At 68.4% G+C, this 23,466-nt stretch carries 19 protein-coding genes; 7 read left to right on the top strand and 12 right to left on the bottom strand.

From position 1 onward, the window contains the following. Positions 1–75: 75 nt before the first annotated feature. From N4P33_RS03410 to N4P33_RS03400, 3 genes are all read right to left on the bottom strand, one after another. Positions 76–549, bottom strand: a complete 474-nt coding sequence (locus N4P33_RS03410; protein ID WP_260824639.1) for a hypothetical protein — start codon at positions 547–549, stop codon at positions 76–78. 486 nt (positions 550–1,035) lie between these two features. Beyond that, positions 1,036–1,881: a hypothetical protein gene (locus N4P33_RS03405; protein WP_260824638.1), complete on the bottom strand. Its 846-nt coding sequence runs from the start codon at positions 1,879–1,881 to the stop codon at positions 1,036–1,038. Continuing rightward, positions 1,878–4,163 (bottom strand): Flp family type IVb pilin, encoded by a 2,286-nt coding sequence (locus tag N4P33_RS03400; RefSeq protein ID WP_260824637.1) that lies wholly within the window; start codon positions 4,161–4,163, stop codon positions 1,878–1,880. Before N4P33_RS03400 ends, N4P33_RS03405 begins: the two co-directional genes overlap by 4 nt. A gap of 335 nt (positions 4,164–4,498) precedes the next feature. On the opposite strand from N4P33_RS03400, the gene N4P33_RS03395 reads away from it, so the two are divergent. Continuing rightward, the gene (locus N4P33_RS03395; RefSeq protein WP_260824636.1) at positions 4,499–4,819 is read left to right on the top strand and encodes a hypothetical protein; all 321 of its coding nucleotides are present in this window, start codon (positions 4,499–4,501) and stop codon (positions 4,817–4,819) included. A 103-nt stretch (positions 4,820–4,922) separates the two neighbouring features. On the opposite strand, the gene N4P33_RS03390 is transcribed toward N4P33_RS03395, so the two are convergent. From N4P33_RS03390 to N4P33_RS03370, 5 genes are all read right to left on the bottom strand, one after another. Next, on the bottom strand, positions 4,923–5,315 hold the full coding sequence (locus tag N4P33_RS03390) for a hypothetical protein (protein ID WP_260824635.1): 393 nt from the start codon (positions 5,313–5,315) through the stop codon (positions 4,923–4,925). Next, positions 5,312–5,593: an Arc family DNA-binding protein gene (locus N4P33_RS03385; RefSeq protein WP_260824634.1), complete on the bottom strand. Its 282-nt coding sequence runs from the start codon at positions 5,591–5,593 to the stop codon at positions 5,312–5,314. The genes N4P33_RS03390 and N4P33_RS03385 overlap by 4 nt, the downstream gene beginning before the upstream one ends. A gap of 48 nt (positions 5,594–5,641) precedes the next feature. Next, complete coding sequence (locus tag N4P33_RS03380; protein ID WP_260824633.1) at positions 5,642–6,214, bottom strand: dihydrofolate reductase family protein; 573 nt, start codon at positions 6,212–6,214, stop codon at positions 5,642–5,644. Between the two features lie 332 nt (positions 6,215–6,546). After that, complete coding sequence (locus N4P33_RS03375) at positions 6,547–6,876, bottom strand: helix-turn-helix domain-containing protein (RefSeq protein WP_260824632.1); 330 nt, start codon at positions 6,874–6,876, stop codon at positions 6,547–6,549. Between the two features lie 81 nt (positions 6,877–6,957). Then, positions 6,958–7,746 carry a tetratricopeptide repeat protein gene (locus tag N4P33_RS03370; RefSeq protein ID WP_260824631.1) on the bottom strand — a complete coding sequence of 263 codons (789 nt, stop codon included), beginning with the start codon at positions 7,744–7,746 and terminating at the stop codon, positions 6,958–6,960. Positions 7,747–7,932: 186 nt separating this feature from the next. Here N4P33_RS03370 and N4P33_RS03365 point away from each other — a divergent pair, with 186 nt between their 5' ends. From N4P33_RS03365 to N4P33_RS03355, 3 genes are all read left to right on the top strand, one after another. Further along, complete coding sequence (locus tag N4P33_RS03365) at positions 7,933–8,478, top strand: hypothetical protein (RefSeq protein ID WP_260824630.1); 546 nt, start codon at positions 7,933–7,935, stop codon at positions 8,476–8,478. Between the two features lie 441 nt (positions 8,479–8,919). Further along, positions 8,920–11,328 (top strand): RICIN domain-containing protein, encoded by a 2,409-nt coding sequence (locus tag N4P33_RS03360; protein ID WP_260824629.1) that lies wholly within the window; start codon positions 8,920–8,922, stop codon positions 11,326–11,328. A gap of 215 nt (positions 11,329–11,543) precedes the next feature. Continuing rightward, positions 11,544–12,086, top strand: a complete 543-nt coding sequence (locus tag N4P33_RS03355; protein WP_260824628.1) for a hypothetical protein — start codon at positions 11,544–11,546, stop codon at positions 12,084–12,086. A 109-nt stretch (positions 12,087–12,195) separates the two neighbouring features. On the opposite strand, the gene N4P33_RS03350 is transcribed toward N4P33_RS03355, so the two are convergent. Further along, positions 12,196–12,630: a VOC family protein gene (locus N4P33_RS03350; protein ID WP_260824627.1), complete on the bottom strand. Its 435-nt coding sequence runs from the start codon at positions 12,628–12,630 to the stop codon at positions 12,196–12,198. A 436-nt stretch (positions 12,631–13,066) separates the two neighbouring features. Between N4P33_RS03350 and N4P33_RS03345 the strand changes: the two genes are divergently transcribed. Next, positions 13,067–13,573, top strand: coding sequence for a DUF5753 domain-containing protein (locus N4P33_RS03345; protein ID WP_260824626.1), 507 nt, complete (start codon positions 13,067–13,069; stop codon positions 13,571–13,573). A 9-nt stretch (positions 13,574–13,582) separates the two neighbouring features. Further along, on the top strand, positions 13,583–13,777 hold the full coding sequence (locus N4P33_RS03340; protein WP_399028355.1) for a hypothetical protein: 195 nt from the start codon (positions 13,583–13,585) through the stop codon (positions 13,775–13,777). Between the two features lie 128 nt (positions 13,778–13,905). Here N4P33_RS03340 and N4P33_RS03335 read toward each other — a convergent pair whose 3' ends face one another. After that, positions 13,906–14,502: a hypothetical protein gene (locus N4P33_RS03335; RefSeq protein ID WP_260824625.1), complete on the bottom strand. Its 597-nt coding sequence runs from the start codon at positions 14,500–14,502 to the stop codon at positions 13,906–13,908. A gap of 110 nt (positions 14,503–14,612) precedes the next feature. On the opposite strand from N4P33_RS03335, the gene N4P33_RS03330 reads away from it, so the two are divergent. Further along, complete coding sequence (locus N4P33_RS03330; RefSeq protein WP_260824624.1) at positions 14,613–15,380, top strand: transposase family protein; 768 nt, start codon at positions 14,613–14,615, stop codon at positions 15,378–15,380. Between the two features lie 184 nt (positions 15,381–15,564). Here the strand turns inward: N4P33_RS03330 and N4P33_RS03325 are convergent. Then, positions 15,565–16,367, bottom strand: a protein-coding gene (locus N4P33_RS03325; protein ID WP_260824648.1) for an IS5 family transposase whose coding sequence is annotated in 2 segments (ribosomal slippage) — positions 15,565–16,040 and positions 16,040–16,367 — 804 coding nt in all. Because the reading frame shifts where the segments join, the coding sequence is not laid out codon by codon here. A 516-nt stretch (positions 16,368–16,883) separates the two neighbouring features. Further along, positions 16,884–23,453 (bottom strand): RHS repeat-associated core domain-containing protein, encoded by a 6,570-nt coding sequence (locus N4P33_RS03320; RefSeq protein WP_260824623.1) that lies wholly within the window; start codon positions 23,451–23,453, stop codon positions 16,884–16,886. Between the last annotated feature and the right edge of the window lie 13 nt (positions 23,454–23,466).

The raw sequence follows: 23,466 nt of genomic DNA, 5'->3' as shown, positions 1-23,466 counted from the left end.
CGTCGCCCCGCTTCAGTTCGGTCTCATTCCGTTCGGCCCCGCTTCAGTTCGACCTCGCGTCAGCTCGGCCTCGCTTCAGGCCGGGTCCGGTAGTTCCTCGATCGGGTACGTCGTGATCAGCGCCGTGATGATCACGGGGGCGTCGCCGTCCGACTGGTTGAGGGAGAGGGACAGCCAGCGCGGGGTGGCGGGCGTGGTGGGCTCGTGCAGCGGGCCCCAGACCCTCAAGTCGCCGTAGCAGTCCGTCGCCGCGAGGGTGCGGTACGGCTCGGGCAGGGGGGTGCCCGTCGTGGATCTGAGGAGGGGTACGCGCATGCTCACCGTGCGATGCCGGCCCCAGCGGGCGTCCAGTTCCGTCGCCAAGGCCGTCAGGTGGGACTCCGCTTCCTCCTCCGCCGCGTTCCAGTCCTCGCCGTACACGCCCGTCAGCCACTTGCCCTCCCAGAGGGGGAGGAGCCAGAGGCCCTCGCCTCGGGTGCCCGACCATTCGCCTGTCTCCGGGTCGCCCTCGGACGTCGGCGGGCCGGAGGCCGGGATGGGGGCCGTCAAGGCCGTTTGGAGGGTCGACAGCGTCCTCGCCCTGTCGAAGGGCTTGCTTGTGCGGGCGGTCACAGGGCCGGCCTGTCCATCCGGTGGGGCAGGGGCTCCAAGGCGCCGGATGCCTTCGGGGTCGTGCGGGCGTCGACCATCGGTGTCGTGTCGCCCGGGTGCGTGAGTGTCAAGAGAACGCCATCGGTTTCCGGGAGGTGGTGGGTCAGAGGTTGTGGGTCATGGGTGCCAGGCTCGACGGTATGCGGCTCGCCCGGGTCGGGGACAAGTAGCCCACCCAGTCAGTCGACCAATCGACGGCGTATCGGGCGTGTGCCAGGTCCAGGCGCTGCCGCCGACGCCGTCGTCGTCCGAGGTCGTGCGCGCGGCGGCCGGGAGCAGGTCGGCGAGGCGTGTCAGCGTCCTGGCCCAGTGAACGGCGAGCGACTTTGTCGGCTCCTGCCGGGGCCCAGCCCCGCACGACTCTTCGCACGGACTGGCCTGCTCTCACCAAGGGGCCTGGGCCGGGCTTCTGCGCCACCACCAGCGGTCGCCGGGGCCGGGCTCGGCTGCCTCGTCGGGGTCCGTGTGGGCTCGGAAACCGGCGTCCAGGGAGGACAGGGCGGCGCGGAGAGCTTCGGCGGAAGCCCGGTCCAGTTCTGGTGTCAGTCGGGCCAAATCGTCGCGTGCCTCCAAGTCGCGTCGGTAGAGGTCCTGGCGGTAGCGGCCTGAGGGGGCCCAGTCGTTCGCCTCCAGACGGCGGATCAGACGCTCCCAGAGACGCAGGGCGTAGTGGAGACGGCCCTCGATACTCGCGGCCGGACCCGTCACACGGGTGGACGTGAAGGCGTCCGTCACGGGTGTCGCGAGCGGGTGACGGTCCAGGATTTCCGGCAGGGGGCCGACAGACGCCAAGGGGAAGTGGGGTACCGGCTGTTCTGTCGCATCCACCCTGTATGCCGACGGTTCCGCCTCCTCGGTGTCGATCGCCTCCAGACGGCACCTGACGGCGCGTCCGTCCGGGGTGACGACCCAGTATGCGCTGGGCAGGTCGATGTCCGAGGGGAAGAGGACGGGGGTGGCCGCTGCGGCTGCCAGGGCTCGGGCCAGCGCGTGTTCCGTGAGCGGAACAGAGGCGTTGTCGTCAGTCGAGATGTCCAGGGCCAGGGACAGGTCGCCGGGGGGAAGCCTGGTGTAGGTGCACAGTGCGCGCGCCTCCCAGTTACGGTTCTCCTGGTCGTCATCGGTGTCCGCCACGTCGACCGCTTCCTCCGGGACCGCTAGGACGTCGGCCAGGGCGTCGCGCAGGCGCGCCGGGGCCAGGTCCGCGACGGTGAAGAGGTTTGCGATCACTTGTACGTCCCGTCGTAGATCTGCTTCGCCTTCTCGACCTTTTCCGGATTGTTGACGAATTTGGGGTCACGCTGCAATTGCTGCGATGCCCCGGTGTCCCCCTTGTTGCGGGCGATCTCCTTCAGGGCCGCGTACTCGATGCGGTCCAGTTGGACGAGGCCGGGGCCGGACTTGGGGAAGACGGTGCCATTGGGCTCGACTTCGTAGCTACGGCCGTTGATCTCGTAGGTGTTGCCGTCCGGGGCCAGGGTGGCGCGGCCGTCGGCGATGCCCTCGATGTCGGCGCGCACGTGGTCCTCGTTGCCCCGGAGGATCACGGTGTTGCGTTCCTTCACCTGCCCGCCGGACGCTCCGCTGATGGTGTGGCGCTTGTTGGGGAACTTGAGGAGCTTGCCCCGGGCCGGACCGGCGATGTCGTCCCGGGCCTGCCATTCGGCGGCGGGCCGCTTCTTCTGCTCGGCCTCGTCGGCCGCCTTGTCCGCGTCGTCGGCCTGCCGGCGCGCCTCCTGCGCCTCCTGCTTGGCCTCCTCGTCACAACCGTCCTCGGCGAGGACGATGGAGCGGGAGCCGGTGGACGCCGCGGCGAGAATCGTGGTGCCTGTCCCGGGACCGCCGAAGGGGGCGGGTGATTCGCCGTACGGGATTCTGCGGGACGGCGCGGCGATCGTGCAGCCAGCTTCGCGGGCTTTGCGCTCGGCCTCGTCGGCTGCCTCGTCGGCCTTCTCCGCCGCCTCTCTGGCGCCCTCGGCATCGCCTGCCTTCGCCGCCTTCCTCGCGTCCTCGGCGGCGTCGGCGGCCTTGTCGGTGAGCTTGCCGAGTTTCCCGAGCTTGCCCAGCTTCTGGACGATCTTCACCTCTCCGTATCCGGGGATGAAGAGGGAGCCGACGTTCCACAGGACGGTGGTGGTGGCGCGGGTCTTGTTGCCCTGGTTCCACTGGTCGCGGACCTCGTCCCCGATGAACATGTCGTCGAGGATCTTCCCGCCCGAGTTCAGGGTGGCGCCGCCCCAGTCGGTGAGGGCGTCGAGGTAGTCGCCCTTCGCCCACTTGTCGCCGGCGTCCTTGGCGTCCTCGCTCCACTGGTCGGCGATGAGACCGCCGTAATCCTTGAGCCCTTTGAGGCTGTCCAGCGGGTTGGTGATGGTGTCCCACGTGTCGGTGAGGTCACCCCAGATGCCGTCGACGAACAAGCCCTCGCCGACCTGCTTGAGCTGGTCCCCGGCGCAGCCGAAGAAGGCACCGACTCCGGAGAAGCAGCCGTCGTCGTCGCCGTCCGCACGGGTCTCTTCGCCGTCACCGGCCGCCTGTCCGTCGCCGGGGCCCTCGCCGTCACCGGCCCCCTGTCCGTCGCCGGGGCCCTCGCCGTCCGCGGCTTCTTCGCTCTCGCTTCCGTTGTCGTCGTCGCTTGTGCCGTCTTCGCCGTTCGCTTCTTCGCCGTTCGCTTCCTCGCCGGGGTCGGTGGCGTCCGTCGGATCGTTGCCTTCGTTGCCGGTCCCGGCGCCGTTGCCGTTGCCGTTGCCGCCTTCGTTGCCAGCCCCGGCGTCGTTGCCGTTGCCCTCTCGGTCCTGGTCCGCGCCCCCGTCCCCGTCCCCGGCGTTCACCTGACCGTCGCCGCCCGTCGGTGCCGGGCAGGCCGTGCCGGTGACGCGGCAGATCTGGGACTGGAGGCCGGTGAAGATCTGCGTGCCCAGTCCGCTGACGACCAGCGCGGTGATGATGGCGGCGACGACCGCGATCAGGCCCGCGTACTCCACCGCCGTCTGCCCCTCGTCCCGCCGCCAGCGGATCATTCGGGCGAGGGAGAAAGGGCGGTGGGGCGCACGGTCGGCGTCCGGGAGGCGGTACCAGTCGCGGGTCTCGCGCCGGGTGAGGAAGTAGACGATGAGGGCGGGGAGGAGGAGCTGGGTGGCGCCCCGGGCCGAGCCGTCGGCGAGGTTGGATATCGAGCCGAGGATGAGCCACGCCTGTACGGCGATGAGCGCGGCCCAGGTGCGCTGCCCGCCGCCCTGCCGCGTGCGACGGGCCAGCCACCAGCCGAGGGTGCCGGGGGCGGCGGCGTAGGCGACGAGGGCGAGGACGGCGCCGTCGACCGCGTCGTAGGAGCTGGCCGTGAGCAGCAGGCCGAGGCCGCCGATGACGGTGACCGCGAAGAGGAGGTGGACGAGGATCAGTGCGAGGGAGAGCGGCCTCGGTGCGGCGGCCCGGCGCCCGGAGGACCCCGACGGAGGCACGCCGCCCGCCCCGTCCGCCGCTATGCCGCCCGCTCCCCCGGCCGCCGCCATGCCCACGCCCCCTCAACTCCCCCGCGCACGCGCCTGCGTTCGTATCGCGGCGCACGTCTCGGGGTGAGCGTAGGGAGAGGGTGCCGAGGCGGCATGGGCCCGTGGGCCCAAAGGGGAGCCCAACGGAGCCGGGACAGAGCAGGACGGAGCCGGACGGAACTCGAAGTCGGTGCCTGACGTGGGCCCGTGCACCAGTGCACCAGTGCACCAGTGCACCAGTGCACCGAGATCGTTCCCGCGTCGTCTTGCCTGACGGGCTACGTCGAGAACGCCGCCGCCAGGCCCGCCCGCCCCGCCGCTGCCTGCGCGCACCGAACCGGGACCAAGGAGACTCCGTGATCCATGACCGTCACCCGACGACAGTCCGAACGGCCTTCAGGCCGGCCCAGTACATCACCCCGTTTCTGCTGCTGGCCGTCGCGGACGCAGGTGTGCACAAGGCACCGGCCAGCGAACGTCCGCTGCTGTTCGGCCTCTTCACCGTGCTCGCCGCCCTCGGCATCGTTTGCACCGCGGTTCGCCTGCGGCGGATGCTGCGCGCGCACCGGCAGACCGAGCAGCCCGCCTGGACACGCGTCCTCGGCGGGCTGCTCGGCGCGTACGGCCTGTACGTCGCCTACGCCGTGTGTTCGCCCCTGCTCTGCTCGGCGCGCTGATGTCGGCGGCTGGGTGAGCTGCGCCCTTGGCGTGATGAACGTCCGGCGGGGCCGGACCGACCGGGGTTCTCCGTGACCCTACGGTCGGTTCGGCCGGCCTCTGTCAGCGATTGAGATCCATGACGCCGACTCCCATCCCGTCGTAGGCATCCGGGGTGACCGTGGCCACGAGTGCTCCGTCGGGGAGCATGAGGCTCGGTCGCGCCACATGTACGGCTGCGGCGACGCCGGGGGCAACGCCGTCGCTGAGCAGTTCTGCGACGGTCATGGCGGTGGCGAAGTCGTCGTCGACCAGGCGGAGTACATCCAGCAGTACGCCGGCCTGGACCACGATCCCGGCGCGCTCGCGCTCAGCCTCCACGAGACACAGGACAGGCACCCACAGGCGGACGTCATCGCTGGACGCAGCGGCATGGATGAGACCGGAGACCTGTTTGTTTCCTCCCATCGCCCGCAGGGTGGCGCTGTCGAGGACGTAGTGCTCGATCTGGTTCAACGGGACGGCTCCGCTTCTGCGAGAGCGGCCCGGTGCGCGGCCGTGGCCTCCCGCATCTTCCGCCGCATCTCCGCGGATTCCTCGTCCGTCACGTAGTGCCCGAAGCGCTCGGCGAGAAGGGCGCGGGTACGGTCGGCCCGCTCCTTGATCTGCTCCGGGGTCAGAGTCTGAGCTGCGATTTCCTGCATGAGGGCACGAAGACTCACCCCGCGCGCCTCCGCCACGGCAGCGAGCTGATCACGGACTTCGGCAGGCACGCGGATCATGACGTCGGACATGCCAGCAAGTATACGCGGCGTATACGCGTGGGGGGGGGCGAAGCCGCGTCACCGGACGACGTCGAAGACCTGCTTCTGTACGCCGTTGGCGTAGGCCTCGTGCTCGACGAGCTTCAGCTTCTGGGTGTCCTTGTCCGTGGCGCTGAAGAGTCGCTTGCCCGCGCCGAGCAGGAGGGGGAAGACGAGCAGGTGGTAGCGGTCGATCAGCCCGGCGTCCGAGAGGTTCTGGTTCAGGGTGGCGCTGCCGTGGACGATGATCGGGCCGCCTTCCGTCTCCTTGAGCGCGGCGACGTCGTCGAGCGAGCGCAGGATGGTGGTCTCGCCCCAGTTCGACACGAGGTCGCTCTCGGTGAGGGTGGTGGAGACGACGTACTTCGGCATCACGTTGTAGTCGGGGAACTCGTCCATGTTCGGCCACACCGGGCTGAACGCCTCGTAGCTGACCCGCCCCAGCAGCAGGGCGGTGGCCTCCTTCTGCTCACGGTCCTTGATCTCGTACGCCTCGGGCAGGAACTCGACGTCCTTGAAGGTCCACCCGGAGTTCCGGTAGCCGGGCTCGCCGCCGGGGGCCTCCATGACGCCGTCGAGGGAGATGAAGGCGGTGCTGATGAGAGTACGCATCTGGGGTTCCTCGGTGTCTCGTGTCCGGATGGATCTTTGAGTCGGTCGGTCGGCGCACGCTACGACCGCACTCGCGGCCACCGCGCACCAACCATGATTGAGGACCGTGGAGCATGCGGAAACTCATCGGCCGTCGCCGGCTCCTCCTCCTCACGTGGCGGAGGCGACCTGGATCGACGGCCGTGTCTGCACCGCCGTCGTCAGAGCGCGTCGCAAGCCCCAGCGCCGCGTCGCCAATCCGATGACCGCTCGATCGCGATCGCCGAAGACCTCTCGCTCCACAACCACGCCCTCCGACGACGCACGGCGTACCGAGGACGCCCGCTCAGCGCTCAGGCCACCTGCACCGAGGACTCGTCCCATTCCAGACGCACCGTGATCCGCCCGCCCAGAACGGCCGCGTAGGCACGCAGCATCTCGAGGCTGTCGATCTGACCGTGCTCGATCTGCGACACGCGCGCCTGACTGACCTTGAGCCGGGACGCCATGTCCCGCTGCGTCAGCCCCGCCTTCCGGCGCATGCCCGCCAGCACATGCCTGCGGATGCGTGCCCTGTTCTCCTCGCGGATGGCGGCGCGCTGCTCCTCAGCCTCAACCGTGGCCAGCTCCGGATGGCGGGACATCGCCTCCGCACGGACCTCCGACCAGGAACGTCCCTTCATTGGGCACCTCCGCGTTCACGTTCTGCCAGGAACTCCGTAACTGAACTAGTCGAGCAGGAGCCTGGGATGACCGTGCCTTTCCTACGGCCTGGTGCCGTCGATGTGCTCGAGGAGCGTTCGGGCTTCGATGGTTCGGCGGTGGTGCGGGCCGAAGGAGGCCAGGCAGGCGTCGTGGGCTGCCGCAGCCAGGCGACGGGCCTCGGCAGTGCGGCCAGTCCCCAACAGAGCGTTGGAGAGGACCAGTTCGACGGCACCCTGGTCAGGGTGGCGCTGGTAGTCGGGCAGAGCGCGGTACAACTCCTCGGCGGCCTTCGCCTCGGTGAGGGCCTCCTCATGGCGGCCCTGGCCGTTGAGGCTGCGCGCCAGGCCGAGGCGCAGGACGAGCGAGGCCCGGTCACGCAGCCGATGGGCGGCCAGGGCCTCGCGGGCGATCACCTCGGCCTCCTGGTGGCGTCCCTGTGCGTTGAGGGCGAAGACCAGCCCGTTGCGGGCGCCCGCCGCCAGGAGTGCCATGTCCGGGCCGGTACCGCGGCTGGCGGCCTCGGCGACGGCCGCACATTCCGCCTCGCACTCGGCGTGCCGACCGAGCAGAACCATCTGCTGGGCGCGGTCCGAGCGGAGTTTCAGGGTCGCCCACTGATCGGGGCCGAATACCTGACTGAAGACAGGCAGCGCTTCGTCATAGACGGCGAGTGCGTCGGCGTGGCGGCCTTGGGCGCCCGTGGCGAGCGCGGCGATGTTCAGCGCCACGGCCGCGTACTGGTCGTCGTGCGGCCGTGATCGTGCCACGGCGAGGGCTGCCGTCTCCGCCTCGGCGTAACGGCCCGCTTCGTAGAGGGCTTTGGCCTCGGCCACGGGCGTCCCTGTCATGCGCTGGGCGTCACTTCGGCCACGTGAGCGGAAGAATTTCATGCCGGGGAGCATACGGAGGCCGTGCACGGGCTCGGGCACCGCGGGAGACACGGGCGGTGGTCGCGGGTTCCAAGAGGTAGGCGCACAGGACGAGGTTGGAAACTTTGGTTTACGGCGGCGGTCGCTGTGAACTATAGTTGTCGCATGGCCGCCCATGAGATCACCCCGGAAGAGCAGGCAGAACTCCACAAGGCCCTGTACGACGCCCTGAACCCTCTCGCCTCGGCCATCCGCTCTCGGCAGACCGGGTTGTCCGCCGAACGTATGTGGGACGCGAGTCCGGTCGACGTGGCGCTGTCCGTCCTGGCCGCGTGGAAGGTGGTCGACGGCGAGGTCAAGCGGCTCACGGAGAGGGCGGCGACGACGGCCGGCTCCTACGGGGCGAGCTATGAGCAGTTGGGAGCCGTCTGGGGCATCACCCGGCAGGGTGCCCGTAAGAAGTGGCCCGACGCCGTCCGCCGCCCGGCGCCCACGTCGGCGGGCAGGAGCACGCTCGCGCTGTTCGGGGGGACGGCCGAGCTGGTGCAGTCACCCGCCGGTGGCTGGGGCTGGACCGGGCGGGGCGCTGACGGCGCATCCGGCACGGCCGCCGACGGTGAGGCGCCGTACGCCACGGCGGAGGAAGCGGCGGCCCACGCGGGCGCCTTCCTCAAGGAACACGCCCTCGGCACCGGCAGTCCGTCCCAGTAGCGCATCGCCGCGCCGGGTGATCCATCCCGGCCAGGGCATCCTCCTCGCCTCGTGACCGAGACCGCCACAGCGGCGTCCGCCCTGCCCGGGCGCCCCGAACCGCCACGGCGGAACCGCGCCTCCCGCAAGGCGTGGCCGGAAACACCCGCCTCCTCGACGTGGACGTGTCACACCCCTCGACGGTGGACCCGGCGTGTGCTGTCATCCTCAGTGGCCTCACCCTTCCAACGATGTACACGGCGACATGCGGCGGTACACGGCGGTACACACCGCACGGCAGCGGGCGAGAAGCACGGCCGGCTGCCGGCCCACGCCGCCACCACTGCGCCGCAGCCCAGCCGCGTCGACGCTCACCCGCCGCCCCACCCCGGACCTTCCGCCCCGCGCGGCTTGCGCCTCGGCGGCACCTGAGCACCACGAGTCCAGAATCAGGAGATCCGCATGCCCCTCAGCAGACGCGCACTCCTCGGCACCAGCGCCCTGGCCCTAGGAACGGCGGCCCTGGGCGGCGGCCCCCTCGCTCCCACCGCGTCGGCCGCCGCTCCGCCGAAGCCGGGGGCCGGCGCACTCGCGCCCGACGCCTTCCGCAAACTGCCGGCCGGCAGCGTCACCGCGCGCGGTTGGCTCGCCGGTCAGCTCAGACTCCAGCTCGACGGCCTGTGCGGCCGCTACGAGAGCTTCTCCCACTTCCTGGACTTCTCCACCACCGGCTGGGTACACCCGGAGCGCGGTGCGTGGGAGGAGGCACCCTACTGGCTGCGCGGTTACGTACCGCTGGCGATCGCCACCGGCGACCGGCACGCGCTGGCGCGTTCGCGCGCCTGGATCGAGGCCGTCCTGGCCACCCAGCAGAGCGACGGCTTCTTCGGGCCGCGGGCGCTGCGCACGTCCCTCAACGGCGGGCCGGACTTCTGGCCGTTCCTGCCCCTGCTCCAGGCGCTGCGCACGTACGAGGAGTACACGCACGACGAACGGATCGTGCCCTTCCTCACCCGCTTCCTGCGCTTCATGAACGCCCAGGGTCCCGGCGCCTTCAACACCAGCTGGATCTCCTACCGCTGGGGCGACGGTCTGGACATCGCCGTCTGGCTCCACCGTCGCACCGGCGAGCCGTTCCTGCTCGAACTGGCCGCCAAGATGCACACGTTGGGTGCCGACTGGACGGGCCCCACGCCCTCCCGGCACAACGTCAACATCGCCCAGGGCTTCCGCGAGCCCGCCCAGTACGCGCAGGTGACCGGCGACGCGGAGCTGACCCGGGCCACCTACCGCGCCTACGACCGGGTCATGGACGTCTACGGGCAGTTCCCGGGCGGCGGCATGGCCGGCGACGAGAACTACCGGCCCGGTTTCACCGACCCCCGGCAGGGCTTCGAGACCTGCGGGATCGTCGAGTTCATGGCCAGCCACGAACTGCTCACCAGGATCACCGGCGATCCCGTCTGGGCGGACCGCTGCGAGGACCTGGCGTTCAACATGCTGCCCGCCTCCCTCGATCCGCAGGGCAGGGCCGTCCACTACATCACCAGCGCCAACAGCGTCGACCTGGACAACGAGCCCAAGACACAGGGCCAGTTCCAGAACGGCTTCGCCATGCAGAGCTTCCAGCCCGGTGTCGACCAGTACCGCTGCTGCCCGCACAACTACGGCATGGGCTGGCCGTACTTCACCGAGGAGCTGTGGCTGGCCACCCCGGACGGCGGGCTGGCCGCGTCGATGTACGCGCCGAGCCAGGTGCGCGCTCAGGTCGCCGGGAACACCACGGTGACCGTCACCGAGGACACGGGCTACCCCTTCACCGAGACGGTCACCCTGACCGTGTCCACCCCGCGCCCGGTCCGCTTCCCGCTGCGGCTGCGCGTGCCCGGCTGGTGCGACGGGCCGGAGGTACGCGTCAACGGCCGGCCGGTGACCGCGCCGGCCGGCCCCGCGTGGGCCACCGTCGAGCGGACCTGGCGCGACGGCGACAAGGTGACCCTGCTCCTCCCCCAGCGGACCACACTGCGCCACTGGTCCGGCGGGCATGACGCCGTCAGCGTCCAGCACGGCCCCCTCACCTACTCCCTGAGGATCGGGGAGCGTTACGAGCGCTACGCGGGTGACGACACCTTCCCCGAGTACGAGGTGCACGCGGCCTCTCCGTGGAACTACGGCCTCACGCCCTCCCCCCGGACGTCCCTCACGCGGGCCGACGGCCCCGTCCCCGGCAATCCGTTCACTCACGAGACGGTCCCCGTGCGCATCACAGCCGAGGCCCGGCGCATCGAGGAGTGGATCGCGGACGACGAGCGGGTGGTCGCACCTCTGCAACCCGGCCCGGCACGCAGCGACGCACCCGTGGAGACCGTCACCCTCATACCCATGGGCGCGGCGCGACTCCGGATCACCGCCTTCCCCACGGCCACGCCCGACGGACGGCCCTGGATCCCCGAACCCCCCTTCCGGCGCGTCCAGAACAAGCACAGCGGCAAGGTCCTCGCCGTCGACGGCATGTCCCTGGAGAACAGCGCACGCGTCGTGCAGTTCGACAACTCCGGTACCAGCGACCACGCCTGGCAGCTCGTGGACCGCGGCGAGGGCTGGTTCCTGATCCGCAACGGCAACAGCGGCAAGGTCCTCGGCGTCGACGGCATGTCGACCGCCAACAGCGCGCGCGTCGTCCAGTTCGAGGACAACGGCACCGCCGACCACCTGTGGACCCTGCTGGACGACGGCGACGGCTGGTACCGGATCCGCAACGGCAACAGCGGCAAGGTCCTCGGCGTCGACGGCATGTCGACCGCCAACAGCGCGCAGGTCGTCCAGTTCGACGACAACGGCACCGCCGACCACCTGTGGAGGTTCCTGTGATCCGGTGACCCGGACCGACCCGCGTGACGGCTGACCCGCCGACCGTTCGGCGCACCGGGGACCTGCAACCATCCAGGGGTGAGCCCGGCAACTTCTCTGCAGGGCCGACCACTTGCTGTCAGCCTTGTGGGCAGGCGGCCGGCGCGGCGGGCTCCGTGGTCGGCGAGGCGAAGTGTTGCCGGACTGCGGGAGAGAAAACGGGGGCGGGAAGCACCATGGGCAGAGCACGGCCGGGTCGCAAGCCGCTGCCGGTGGAGGACCCGGCCTCGCCCGTGGGCGCGTTCGCGCGCTCACTGCGTCGGCTGCGCGAACGCGCGGGCCGGCCTGCCTACCGGATGCTGGCGGAGGAGACCCGCCCTAACCCGCCGCACTACGGCGCGACCGCCCTTCGGCTGGCGACCACCAGGCGGAAGCTTCCCGCGCTGGACGTCGTGGAGGCGTTCGTCCGCGCCTGCTGCGCGCACGCCCGCGCGTTCCCGGAGACCGCGCAGGGTGGTGCGTCGGCGTGGGCGGAGCGTCAGTTGCTGGAGGAGTGGCGGCTGGCCTGGCGGCAGACGCTGCTGGCCGAGAACTCCGCCCACGCACACCAGGACGCGCACCGGCCGAACCAGCCTGTGCTGGCCGGACTTCCGCCGGTCACGGGCACCGCCATCGTCGGCCGCGCCGATGAACTGGGCCTTGTGCGCGCGATCTTGAAGGTGCCGACAAGAAGGGCACCGTGCGCGTCACGGCACCTGCCTCACTGCGCTGGTCCATGACGGTCGGACGGGACAAGCCCGTCGATGACGACGCACCGACAGAAGACGACCAACGGTAACCGGGCCTCGACATGAGGACAGACACGGCGTTCATCGGCGGTGCGGCTGCTCAGTCGAGGCAGAACTCGTTGCCCTCGACGTCCTGCATGACGATGCACGACTCGTTCTCCTCGTCGGCGGGAAGCAGGCGCACGCGCCTCGCGCCGAGGGCTACCAGCCGTGCGCATTCCGCCTCCAGCACGGCCAGCCGCTCCTCGCCGACCAGTCCCGTGCCGGCCCGCACGTCGAGATGCACCCTGTTCTTGACGACCTTCCCTTCGGGAACGCGCTGGAAGAACAGCCGCGGGCCCACACCCGTGGGATCGCTGCACGCGAACCACGCGTCCCGCTCCTCAGGCGGCAGCGAGCCGTTGTACTCGTCCCACGTGGCGAACCCCTCCGGCGGCTCCGGTGCGACGTACCCCAGCACCTCGCACCAGAAGCGAGCGACCCGCTCGGGTTCCGCGCAGTCGAACGTGACCTGGATCTTCCTGACCGATGACATGGGGCCACGGTAGCAACGGAGATCGACTTCTCATCTCCCCTTTTCAAGCAGCCGGGTTGGGCACGCTGCTCACCGGAAGGCTCTCTCCCGCGCGGGCCACCTTGTGGTGTCGCCCAGGGTGCTCACCGAACTCGACTTCCTGCTGACCACCCGTGCCGGCGCCCGCGCCGCCATGAACGCCGCTGGACTTCATCGCGGCTCAGACGGAGTCCCGGCAGTCCGAGATCCCCGACACCACACCTCACCTCACCTGCGGAGCGCCATGGCAGTGCCGGGGGGATACGCCGACGCGGACGGCGGGACAGGCGTGGGTATGGCGGACGCCATGAACGTGGCGTCAACTGATCCCCCCGACCTCGCGCGCCACCATGTAGCACCAGATAGCACAGCGCAGCTAACCATGGGTGCATGACCTCACAGCCCGAGATCACCCAGCGTGACCGTACACGTCCCCGGCTTGCTTCAGTTGAGCGGATACGCCCGAGCCGTCTTCGACTCCGCCCTGCCCCCTCTCCCGCGGTCGGAGGTCGAGCTGCGGGTCGCACTGCGTATGCAGCGGCAAAAGGTCCTCGGGCAGAAGAGAACGGTCCAGTACATGGCCTATGTGCACGAGTTGGCCCTGCGTATGCAGTTCGGCGGGCGGCGGACCATGCGAGAGCAACTGGAGCACCTGTGCCTGATGTCCGAACGGGACAACGTCGACCTACGCGTCCTCCCGGTCGAGGCGGGCGCCTCCCCCGGAGCCGGTCACGCGGTGCTGTACGCGCATGGAGTGGTGCCCCAGCTGGACACCGTGCAACTGGACTCGGCGCATGGCGGAGAGTTCACTCACGCCGAGGCGCAACTCGCGAAGTACCGTGCGCACATGTCTTGGTGGCACAACAAGTCGCTTGATCCACAAGCCTCGCGAGACCTCATCCATTCCATCGCCAGCCAGCTCTGAGGAGTAGCCATGGTGGCCGACATCCGCTGGGAAGAACCGTTCTGCGCGGAGGGAAATAACTGCTTCCGCATAGGGACCGACGCCGAAGGCAACGCCTATATCGCCGTCGCCGGGCAAGAGGACGCCCCCCTCACCGACAGCCGGGAGGCTCTCCGGGCCCTCATTCTTGAGATCAAGGCGGGGAAGGTTGATCACTTGTTGTGAGGGTGGGCTGGGGAGCGATGGACCGCTCGCCTCAGGCGGTAAACGCACGCGGTCGTTTCGCAAGGTCGCGGGCCCCGGCGAGCCATCACTTCGCCGGGGCCCTGAGACCGCTTAATTGCGAGCAGAATTTAGTGCCGCCGCGTCATCTCATGCAATCGGTCACGCGCGGCCCCTAGAACACCCTGTGACCACTCCGAGCGCGTAACTCCCTCGGGCGGTCTCAGTGACTGGGCGTAGCTGGCGCCCAGCGCTCGGGCGATTGCCTCCACCGCGAACCGCCGCATTAGGTCATCGTCATACTCACCTCGACCTTCCTCGGCAAGCCTCAACAACGTGCGCAAGAGTTCAGCGTCGAACCCGTCGTGCAGGACTTCACCCGCGCCGGAGACAGCAGCCATGAACGCCTCGTCGCTCTCGTCCCACTCAGGCGAATCCAGGAGCTCCAAGATCTGTTCTCGGTATTTCGCCCCCACTCTCCAATGCCCCGTGAGCACCTGCACTGCGAGCGCGGAGACGTCAGGGTCCTCGGGGTAGATCAGGTAGTTGGCGATCAGCGGTTCATATGCTGGACCACCCGCGCGGGCCACCGCGTACAGCAAGTGGTAGAGATCCCGACCGGCACGACCTTCCGAAATTGTCCGGGCGAGCTCCACCACTTCTCGCGGCGGGATGGTGCCGTCCTTCGCTCGGGCGGTCAGCTGCCTCACATACTCGTCATGCGCCATTGAGCCTTTTCCAACCTGCCTTTGGCGTAGGGCTGTTGGGCTGACAGACAGGTGAAGCCCCTGGTAGATGGGTTTTCGACCAAGACAACCGTCTCCACCAGAGGCTTCACGTGCTTGTCTACCCGTCGGGCGTCGACGTGTCCAGCTCCGCCCTCCGCTTCCTGACGCAGCAACTGCGGCGCCACCCCCGCCCGATCGGCTCCCGGTGGCGGCGCCTGACCGCCGGCCGCCAGGCCCTGCTCACCCTCGCCCACCTGCGGATGGGCCACACCTACGCCCAGCTCGCGGCCGGGTTCGGCATCGGCACAACGACGGCCTACCGCTACGTCACCGAAGCAGTCGCACTCCTGGCCGCTCTCGCCCCCAGCCTCGAGGACGCGGTGCGGACCGCGTCGACGAAGGCATACCTGATCCTGGACGGCACCCTCCTGCCCATCGACCGCATCGCCGCGGACCGGCCGTTCTACTCCGGCAAGCACAAGAGGCACGGAATGAACGTGCAGGTCATTACCGACCCCTTCGGCCGACTGCTGCGGGCCTCACCGGCCCTGCCCGGCGCCGTCCACGACATCCGCGCGGCCCGCGAACACTGCATCCTCGACGCCCTCACCGAGGCCGACATCCGGTGCTGGACCGACAAGGGCTACCGAGGCGCCGGCGGCACCGTCCGCACCCCATGCTGGAGACGATGGGACACCCTCTCCGCCAGCCGGCAGGCGGTGAACCCGTCCCACGCGAAGATCCGGGCCCTCGTCGAGCAGGCCGTCGCCACCCTCAAGTCCTGGCGGCTCCTCCGCAAACTGCGATGCTCGACCACCCGGATCACGGGCCTTGTCCAGGCCGTTCTCACTCTGCACCTGAACAGCTCAGAACGATGATGGAAAAGGCTCACTGTCCGGACAGCGGAGCCTCCGGTCCTTGTGAACGGCTCTTCTTGGCAGACCAGCCAGTTCTACCGGGGCTCCGCTTCTCGCGTCCGGCATCCTTCCAGATCAGCCCTCACTTACGGCCACGTCCCGACCCATAACTTCACGGCCTTGCCCTTTAGAGCTCGTAACACGATCATGGGTGGACCTTCTTGAGTCGTCTCCAGCAGATGAGGCTGCAGGCGAGGGAGACAAAGGGGTCGTGCAGGTCAAGGCGTCGTTCCCAGCGGACGGCCAGGCGCTTGAAGTGGTGCAGGAGCGAGAAGGTCTGCTCGACGACGTAGCGGAGCTTGCCGAGGTCCTTGATGTTCGGGGCGCTCTTGCGGGAGATCACCGGCAGGATCCGGCGCCTGCGCAGTTCACGGCGGTCGGGGTTGGAGTCGTAGCGTTTGTCTCCGAGCAGGGCGTCGGGACGGCGGTGCGGGCGGCCCGGCTTGCCCGCGACGGATGGGATGCCGTCGACCAGGGCCAGGGTCTGGGTCACGTCGTTGACGTTGGCTGCGGTGGTGATGACCCTGAGCGGGGTGCCCTTCCCGTCGCAGATCAGGTGGTGTTTACTGCCCGTTTTCCCGCGGTCGACCGGCGACGGGCCGGTGGCCTCGCCCCCTTTTTCGCGCGGATGTGGGAGGCATCCACGCAGGCCCGGCTCCAGTCGAGTTCGTCGGCCGCGTGCAGCTCGGCCAGCAGGAGACGGTGCAGCTTGTCGAAAACGTTGGCCTCGTGCCACCGGCCCAGTCGGCGCCAGCAGGTCTGCCCGGAGCCGAACCCCAGCTCCAGCGGCAGCAGTTGCCAGCTGATGTCGTTGTAGAGGACGTACAGGATGCCCTGCAGGCACAGCCGGTCATCCACCGGTCTGGGGCCGGGAGCCTTCTGCGGCCAGGGTGGCAGCAACGGCTCGATCAGCGCCCACAGTTCGTCATCCACGATCCACGGCCGGATTCCCCACACCCCACGAACGGCGGAATCGTCGCACTGGTCACGCCCACCAGCACACTGTCACAAGATCGTGGTACGAGCTCTAAGTAGGACCTAGCGCGCCGCCAGACCTGCTGCTGGTACGAGCAGGCTCACTGGTGATAAGGGAACTCGACAACGCGTGACGGGCAGAAATACCCGTGCGCCCGGTGATGGTCTGTCTTAGGACAGTCCTCACCGGGCGCATCAAGACTAGGAGGGCCTAGGTGTGAGGCTAAGGCTGCTTCCAGAAGGCCCGCTCTTCCAACTCTCCGAACCTGGCCTCGCCGGAGGAGAGGTCCACCAGAATTGGCCAGCAGTCTAGCAATTGATCCTCGACATTCCTGGTGGCCAAGAATCGAGACGAGTTGTATGGAGCGATAAGAACCCCGTCCTTCACGCGAGCAGCGCTCCAATCAATCGCCAATTCAGGTTCACCAGGCCTTCGACTTGCTTGCAGCAGCCTTTCCGCAAGCGAGCGGCCCTCTGCTTCGGAAATCATCAGTTCGTCCTCATGAATTGATAGCCATCCCATGTGGGGGCATGGCTTGCGTTCCCAGTTTGCCCGTCCAGAAATGTCACCCTGCCTTCGATGTTGACCACATTGAACACGTGGCCACCTTCGGAGTCGAGTCCGTACACGATACCTCGCGCCCCAGGGCCCGCCTTCTGGATGTCATTCACTATATTCGAGAAGCTTCTACCTCGGAACTTTCTACCGTAGAACTCTTCGATCGGCTTCAGGGAGCCACGCTCGAGCGTGGGGATGGCGTTCGAGTGAGCCCCCTTGGCCATGAGTTGGTCGAGCGATATCACGCACGCGCGGCAATTTGTCTTTCCTCCGCCCGGGTTAATGAGGATTTTGAGGCCTGTTTCGGGGGTGTAGTACTTGCCGCCCAAGATAGTAGAGCGGGCGGCGCTATAACCGCCGACACCGACTGCAGCCCCGCCGACAAGCGCGCTTCCACCAGAGGCGCCGCCTGTCACTATCTCTGAGATGTTCGCGGCGCATACCGGCGCTGTGGCCAGGCACCCCTCAGCCGCGACGACGGCTACCGGAGCGGCAGCCACAAGAAGTGCTGCACCTGCGAGGAGACCCAGCGTGACCTTCTGCCAGGTGGCGAGCTTGCCTGTATCTGGCAGGTCGTGGGCGTTGGGGTCGTAGTGGGGATTCGTTCCCATGGCCCAGCAGGCATTGCAGTGGCCGTCATCCCGCTTGGGCTCGGGGTCCGGTCCCTTCTTGAACACGACCTTCGCCGTGGTTACACCGTTGTCGATCTTGACCGTGACCGTCATAGTGCCGGTTCCGACACCACCGCCATCCTTCTGGTACGTGAAATTTTGCGTGTACGTTTTCGTGTACCCCCAAGACCATCCGCTCTTGGTCTTGGTCCAGGTTTCGGTGCCGCCGTTGCAGGAGCTTGAGGAGCCGCCGCACATCCCGTCGGGGCGAAGTCCGGTGGGGTCGGAGAGCGTGACGGGGGTGTTGTTGGCGTAGGCGTAGCCGTTGAGCGACTCGTGGTCGTCGGGGGCGAGTACGGGGTCAACGGAGAGGAAGCGTCCGAGCGCGGGGTCGTACTCGCGGGCCCCGATGTGGGTGAGTCCGGTGCCAGTGTCGGCGGGTTTGCCGAGGAAACCCTTGTCGTCGGGCCAGGACGATGGTGTCGGGCCGCGGTTCTCGCCGAAGGGCTTGGTGTAGCGGCGTGTGACGGCCTGAGTGGTGGCGTCAACCGTCATCGAGGCGGTGCCGTGGTGGTCGTCGACCATCCAGAACAGGCCGTTCTCGGTGCGGACGGCAGTGGCGTCTCCGGCCGGGTAGTAGCGCTGGGCGGTGAACTTCTTGGCGGCCGTGTCGTAGTGGAGTTCCTGACCGGCCAGGTAGAGGACGGTCTTGTCGGGGCCACGGCGGATCAGGAGTTCGCCGGTGGCGTCGTAGAGGTAGTCGGTGGTCTTGGTGCCTTCGATGAGGCGGGTGAGTTCTCCTTCGATGTCCCAGGTGAGAGTCTGCGCAGTCCCGGTGGGGCCGTAGCGCTTGGTGGTGTTGCCCTGCTCGTCGTAGGTGTACGTCTTGGCGGTGCCGCCGCCCACGGTTACGGAGGTCAGGGTGTGGGGCTGGCCGGCGCCGGAGGCGTTGACGCTGGGGTAGCCGTAGACGGTCTTGGTGTCACCGCTGGCTTTGTGTTCGGTCTGGGTGTCGCGCAGGCCGCCGGTCTTGTAGGTCCAGCTCGTCCAGTAGGGGGCCGGACCGCCAAGCGCGGATGCCGAACGTGCAGTGGCACAGTCGTTGGAGGACGGGGTCCAGGCTTCGGTCAGGCGGCGGTAGCCGTCATAGGTAAAGCACTGGGTGTCTTTTCCGTTGGCCTTGTCGGTGATCGACTTGAGGTTGCCGGTGGCGTCGTAGACGTAGTCGACGTCGCTGGTGTAGCCGGTGTTGGTCTGGTCGACGGTGTGGGTGTTGGCCAGTCGGCGGGTGCCGTCCTCGTATCGGTTGAGGATCTGGAGTTGCTTGGCGCCGGTGGAGGTGCCCAGGCGGGTTTCCTCGATCTCGCCGTACGGGGAGTAGCCGATGGTCTGGACGTAGTCGCTCATGCCGTCGGTGCCGGTGAGCATGCCGAGGCCGTTGTAGCTGTTGGTGACGGTCTCGGCGGGCAGGCCGGCCACCGCGGGCATCGAGGTGGACTGGACGGTGCCGTCGATGTTGTAGGCGGTGGATGTGGTGAAGGTCTGCGGCGCGCCGGCGGTGACGAGGGGGTCGCTGGCGGCGATGACGGTCTTGATGCCCTTGGGGCGGTTGAGCGCGTCGTAGCCGGTGACGGACTGGGAGTAGATCTTGCCGGTGGTGCCGCCGACGTAGCGGATCGAGGCGGTCGGTTGTCCCTTGGCCAGGGAGTCGTAGGTGAACTTGGTCAGCTGGTGTGCGTTGTCCTTCACTCCGTCCCAGGTGCCGGTCTTGCGGCCGAGCTCGTCGTAGTCGGTGATCAGCGTGCGAGAGGAACCGTCAAGCGTGGTGGTGACCGTCAGGGGCTGGTCAAGATCGTTGTACGTAGTGGCAACGGCACCCTTGTCAGGATCGGTGGAGGTCGTCTTGCGGCCACGGAGGTCGTAGCCGTACGTCCAGACCGCCCCATCCGGGCCAGTCATTTTCTTGAGCTGACCGCCCGGGGTGTACTCGTAAAGGGTGCGGGTGTAGTCGGTGCCGGTGGGGACGGGGCCGCTGTACTCGCGGCGCTCGGTGACCCGTCCGCGTGCGTCGACGATTGTCAGGGTGCCGCTGCCGCCCTCGGCGGCGGTGACGGCCGTGCGGTCGGCCTGCTGGTCGGTCTTGGTGCGCCACTTCTCCTGGCCGTAGACCCGGAAGACGGAGTCGGTGGCGCGGCCGGCGGCGTCGAAGACCGTCTCGGTGGAGGCGGGGACGGAACCGGGGTAGGTGTTGGCCAGGGTGCCTGAGGGCGCGTTGTTGTCGTGGACCTGCGTGTTGGTGATGTAGGCCAGGCCGCGGTCGTCGTAGAGGGTTTCGGAGATGACCCGGCCACCGCCCGGCGCGGGGACCTGCTTCTGCCGGGACCGCAGCAGACCGTCGAAGATCTCGTAGGCGCTGTTGTAGGTCTGCCCGTCGGCCTTGAGGGCGTCGGTGCGGACCCAGGTCTCCTTGGTGTTGTTGACGCTGTAGGCGTAAACGATGCTGGCGGCGTCGCCGAGCGCGCGGGAGCGGTCAGGCTTCCAGACCGACGTCAGGCGTCCGAGCGCGTCGAAGGCCCACTCGGTGACGTTGCCGTTGGCGTCGGTGGACTTGGTGGCCGTGCCCCAGGCAGGGTCCACCTCAGTCGTGGAGGTATAGAGCTTGGGATCGGTGGACGTCTTGGACGTCAGTGGGCCGTAGCTGCTGTCGTCGGGAACGTAGGTGGTCTTGACCGTCTGGTCGAGGGCGTTGGTCGCGGTGACAGGGCGGCCCAGCTTGTCGTAGGTGGCGCTGGAGACCTGCTGGTAGACGGGGGTCTTGTCTGTCGCGTTGTAGCTCTTGACGCGGTAGGAGGCGGTGATGTCGCCCTTGGTGGGCGCGCCCCCGACCGCCTGGCCGTCGTAGGCCGTGGCGATGTCGGAGACGACGTCGCCGGGGATCGCCGGGATTGTCGCGCAGGCAACGGAGTAGGTCTCGGTGCGCGAGACCTTGTTCACGATCCAGGCGGAGGTGTTGCGCGCGTAGCTGGTGCGTACGCACGTCTCGTCACCGGTCTTGGTCGTGTCGCCCGTGTCCTCCACGGTGACCGGCATGCCGTAGGTGGTGTCGTACGTGGTCTTCTGCTTGACCGTGCGGGTGCCGGTGGAGGTCTTGGAGCGGGTGGTGGCCTCGCCGGCCTGGACGATCCAGGACTCGGTGGTGCCCCAGCTGTAGGTGTGGCTGCCTGTCTTGTGGGACCAGGGGGTGTTGATGGTGCCGCTGAGTTCTTCGGTGCCGTTGTAGGCGATGGTCTCGCGGACGAAGCCGGCGTACTGGCGGGAGTCGTCGATGGCGGTGCCGGTGGAGTCGGTGACCTTCTCCACGCGGCTGGTGCCGTCGAGTTCCTTTTCGCCGTTCAGGCCGCGCATGTAGAGGGTGGACTTCTTGGAGCGCGGGCCCTCGGAGTCGCCGGAGGTTTCGACGACCTTGCCGTAGCCGCGCCACTGGGACCAGGTGCGGTTGGACGGTTTGGTCAGGCCTTCGTCGTCGGAGTACGCCCAGCCGGCGCCGCCCTGGTAGTCGTAGTACGTCTCGCCGGTGTCGCCGTGCCCGTAGGGGTCGTCTTGGAAGACGGAGGTGACGACGTACTTGTGGAACCAGTCGGTGGTCGGGGTTGCCCCGGACTGGGACCACTTCACGGGGAAGCAGCGCCGGGTGTTCTTGTCGACTGCGGCGGGCATGCTGCTGCCCCAGATGCAGTCGGGGTCTGAGTAGTTGACGGTGATCGTCGAGCCGGTCTCGGACTTGATGGTGCGTACGCGCCACTTGATGTAGCGCAGGGTGTCCGGGCCGCTGCCCTCGACGTGGTTGGGCATCTGGATGCCGCCGAAGACGACCGGCGGCATGGCGGCCGCGGTGGTGTTGGCCTTGCCGGTGTGCTGGATGGACTTCAGCCACAGGCTGGGCGAGGAGGCGTCGCCGGTGTCGGGGAAGTCGTGGGACAGGTGCCAGGTGTCGACGTCCCGCCGGGTGGTGCCGGTGCCGGTCCACACTGAGGTGGTGATGTCGATGAGGCGCTGGCGGGTGAAGAAGGACGGGCCGATCTGCGTGGTGCACTTGGTGTTGGCCGCGCAGATCATGTCGTAGGGGACGTCGGGCCAGTTGGCCTTGGTGTCCTCAGTGAGGCTGGAGCAGCCGCCCGAGACGATGCAGCGCTGTCCGTAGACGAAGCGGACCTGCTGGGCAGCGGGCTTGGAGTAGATCAGGTCGCTGCGCAGGCCGTAGTCGATACGGTTGAGGTAGCCGCCGCGGGTGTAGGCGGTGCCGTTGACCGTGGTGTCGCCGTTCTTGGAGTAGTAGTTCGTCTCCTTGCTGTACCAGTAGGTGCTGGCGTTGCCGTGGGGGTCGACGACGTAGTCGAGGTTCCAGCGCCAGGCCTGGTTGCAGGAGGAGTCGGCGAAGCCGGTGGACTTGTGGCACGGCTCGCCGGAGTCGTCGCCGAAGACCGGGACGTTCCAGGTGGAGTAGGTGGACGGGTCGTCGTCGGCGGTGTCGGTGGTGCCCTTGTCGCTCCAGCCGGGCATCCGGTGCTTACCGAAGAAGTACTGGGTGCCAGAGGCGTCGGTCACTCTCCAGTACTCGCCGTTGTTGTCGCCGTTGCCGGTGGCGCCGGTGAGGTGCTCGACGCGGGTGCCGTCCTCGTTCTTCAGTTTCCAGCTGCCGCCGGATGCCTCGGACAGAGCGGCGGTGTCACAGGCGTTCTTGTCGGCGCAGGTGTTGACCAGCTCTGCGGCTTTGCCGTTGAGGACCAGGGTGGCGTTGGCGTACTTCCAACACAGGTCGCCCTTGCCGGACTGGCCGTCCTCCTTGCAGGAGGCGTATTTGCGCTCGATGTAGGACTCGGTGATCGAGAAACCTTCGCCGACCATCGACGTCTGGTTGTTCTCGCCGGCCGTACGCCCGTCCACCGAAGCAGAGTTGTAGGAGATCGACAGGTTCGGGGCCGGGCCGGCCGTCGCCGGGGGCACCCGCAGCGGGTAGTTCCAGGTGAAGTCGCCGGTGCTGCCGCCGGCTTCCCAGGTCGCGGTCGGGGACAGCGGAGTAGCGCCGTAGTCACCCCCACCACCCGAGCTCTCGGCGGCTGCCGCCAGCAGCACCGGCGCACCCGCCTTCAGGGCGCCAGCGGAGAGGGTGCCCGACAGGGTCTGGGACTCCGCATCGTTGTCGGCACCCGTTACGGGGGACTTGGTGCGGCAGGCCTTCCTCTGAGGAGTGGTCAGCGCACAGGCAGGGAGGGCCACCAGGCGCAGGCGGGGGCCGAAGTTGCCGCCGTAGGCGTCGCTGAAGGTGGAGTAGTCCAGGGAGACACGCAGCCCGTCGCTGTCTGCTGTGTCTGCCTTGGCCGGGTCGACGGTGAGGAGAACGCCATTGACGCCCGCCTTCTTCGCCGCCGGGCGAGAGTGGACGCGGAGCGCCACTTCCTGGGCCGGGCCGCCGGCCTTCGCCTCGGACTTGCCCTTGGACTTGGTCTTGTCCAACTTGACCGATGCGGCGGCGGGCGCCTGGGCCAGCTTCACACCGAACCCGCCAACGGTGACGGAGACCCTACCGGTCGCCGCGACCTCGGCCTTGGCCTTCCCGGCCTTCGGCCAGGCAGCCTTCTTCAGACGCTCACGGGTCTCGCGGGACGCCGGGGCGGCCTTGTCCTTGGGAGCCTTGGAGGTGCGGGGCTTGAGTACGCCGACCTTGTCGATCTTCGCTTCAGGCCGGTCCTCGAGCTTCTTCCGGGCCGCTGTCGGCTGTGCCTGGGCGGCGAAGTCGTAGCCCGAGGGAACCACGACTTGAGGCAGGAGGGAGAGTGAGGCGACGAGCGCGCCACGCCCCAGCCAGCGGCGTATGACCGCCCCTGGCATGCGTCTGCGGACA

The organism is Streptomyces sp. 15-116A, from assembly GCF_025290915.1.
Classification (GTDB): domain Bacteria; phylum Actinomycetota; class Actinomycetes; order Streptomycetales; family Streptomycetaceae; genus Streptomyces.
Note: the sequence above shows the minus strand (reverse complement) of the source record. Positions and strands in the feature narration are given on the sequence as shown.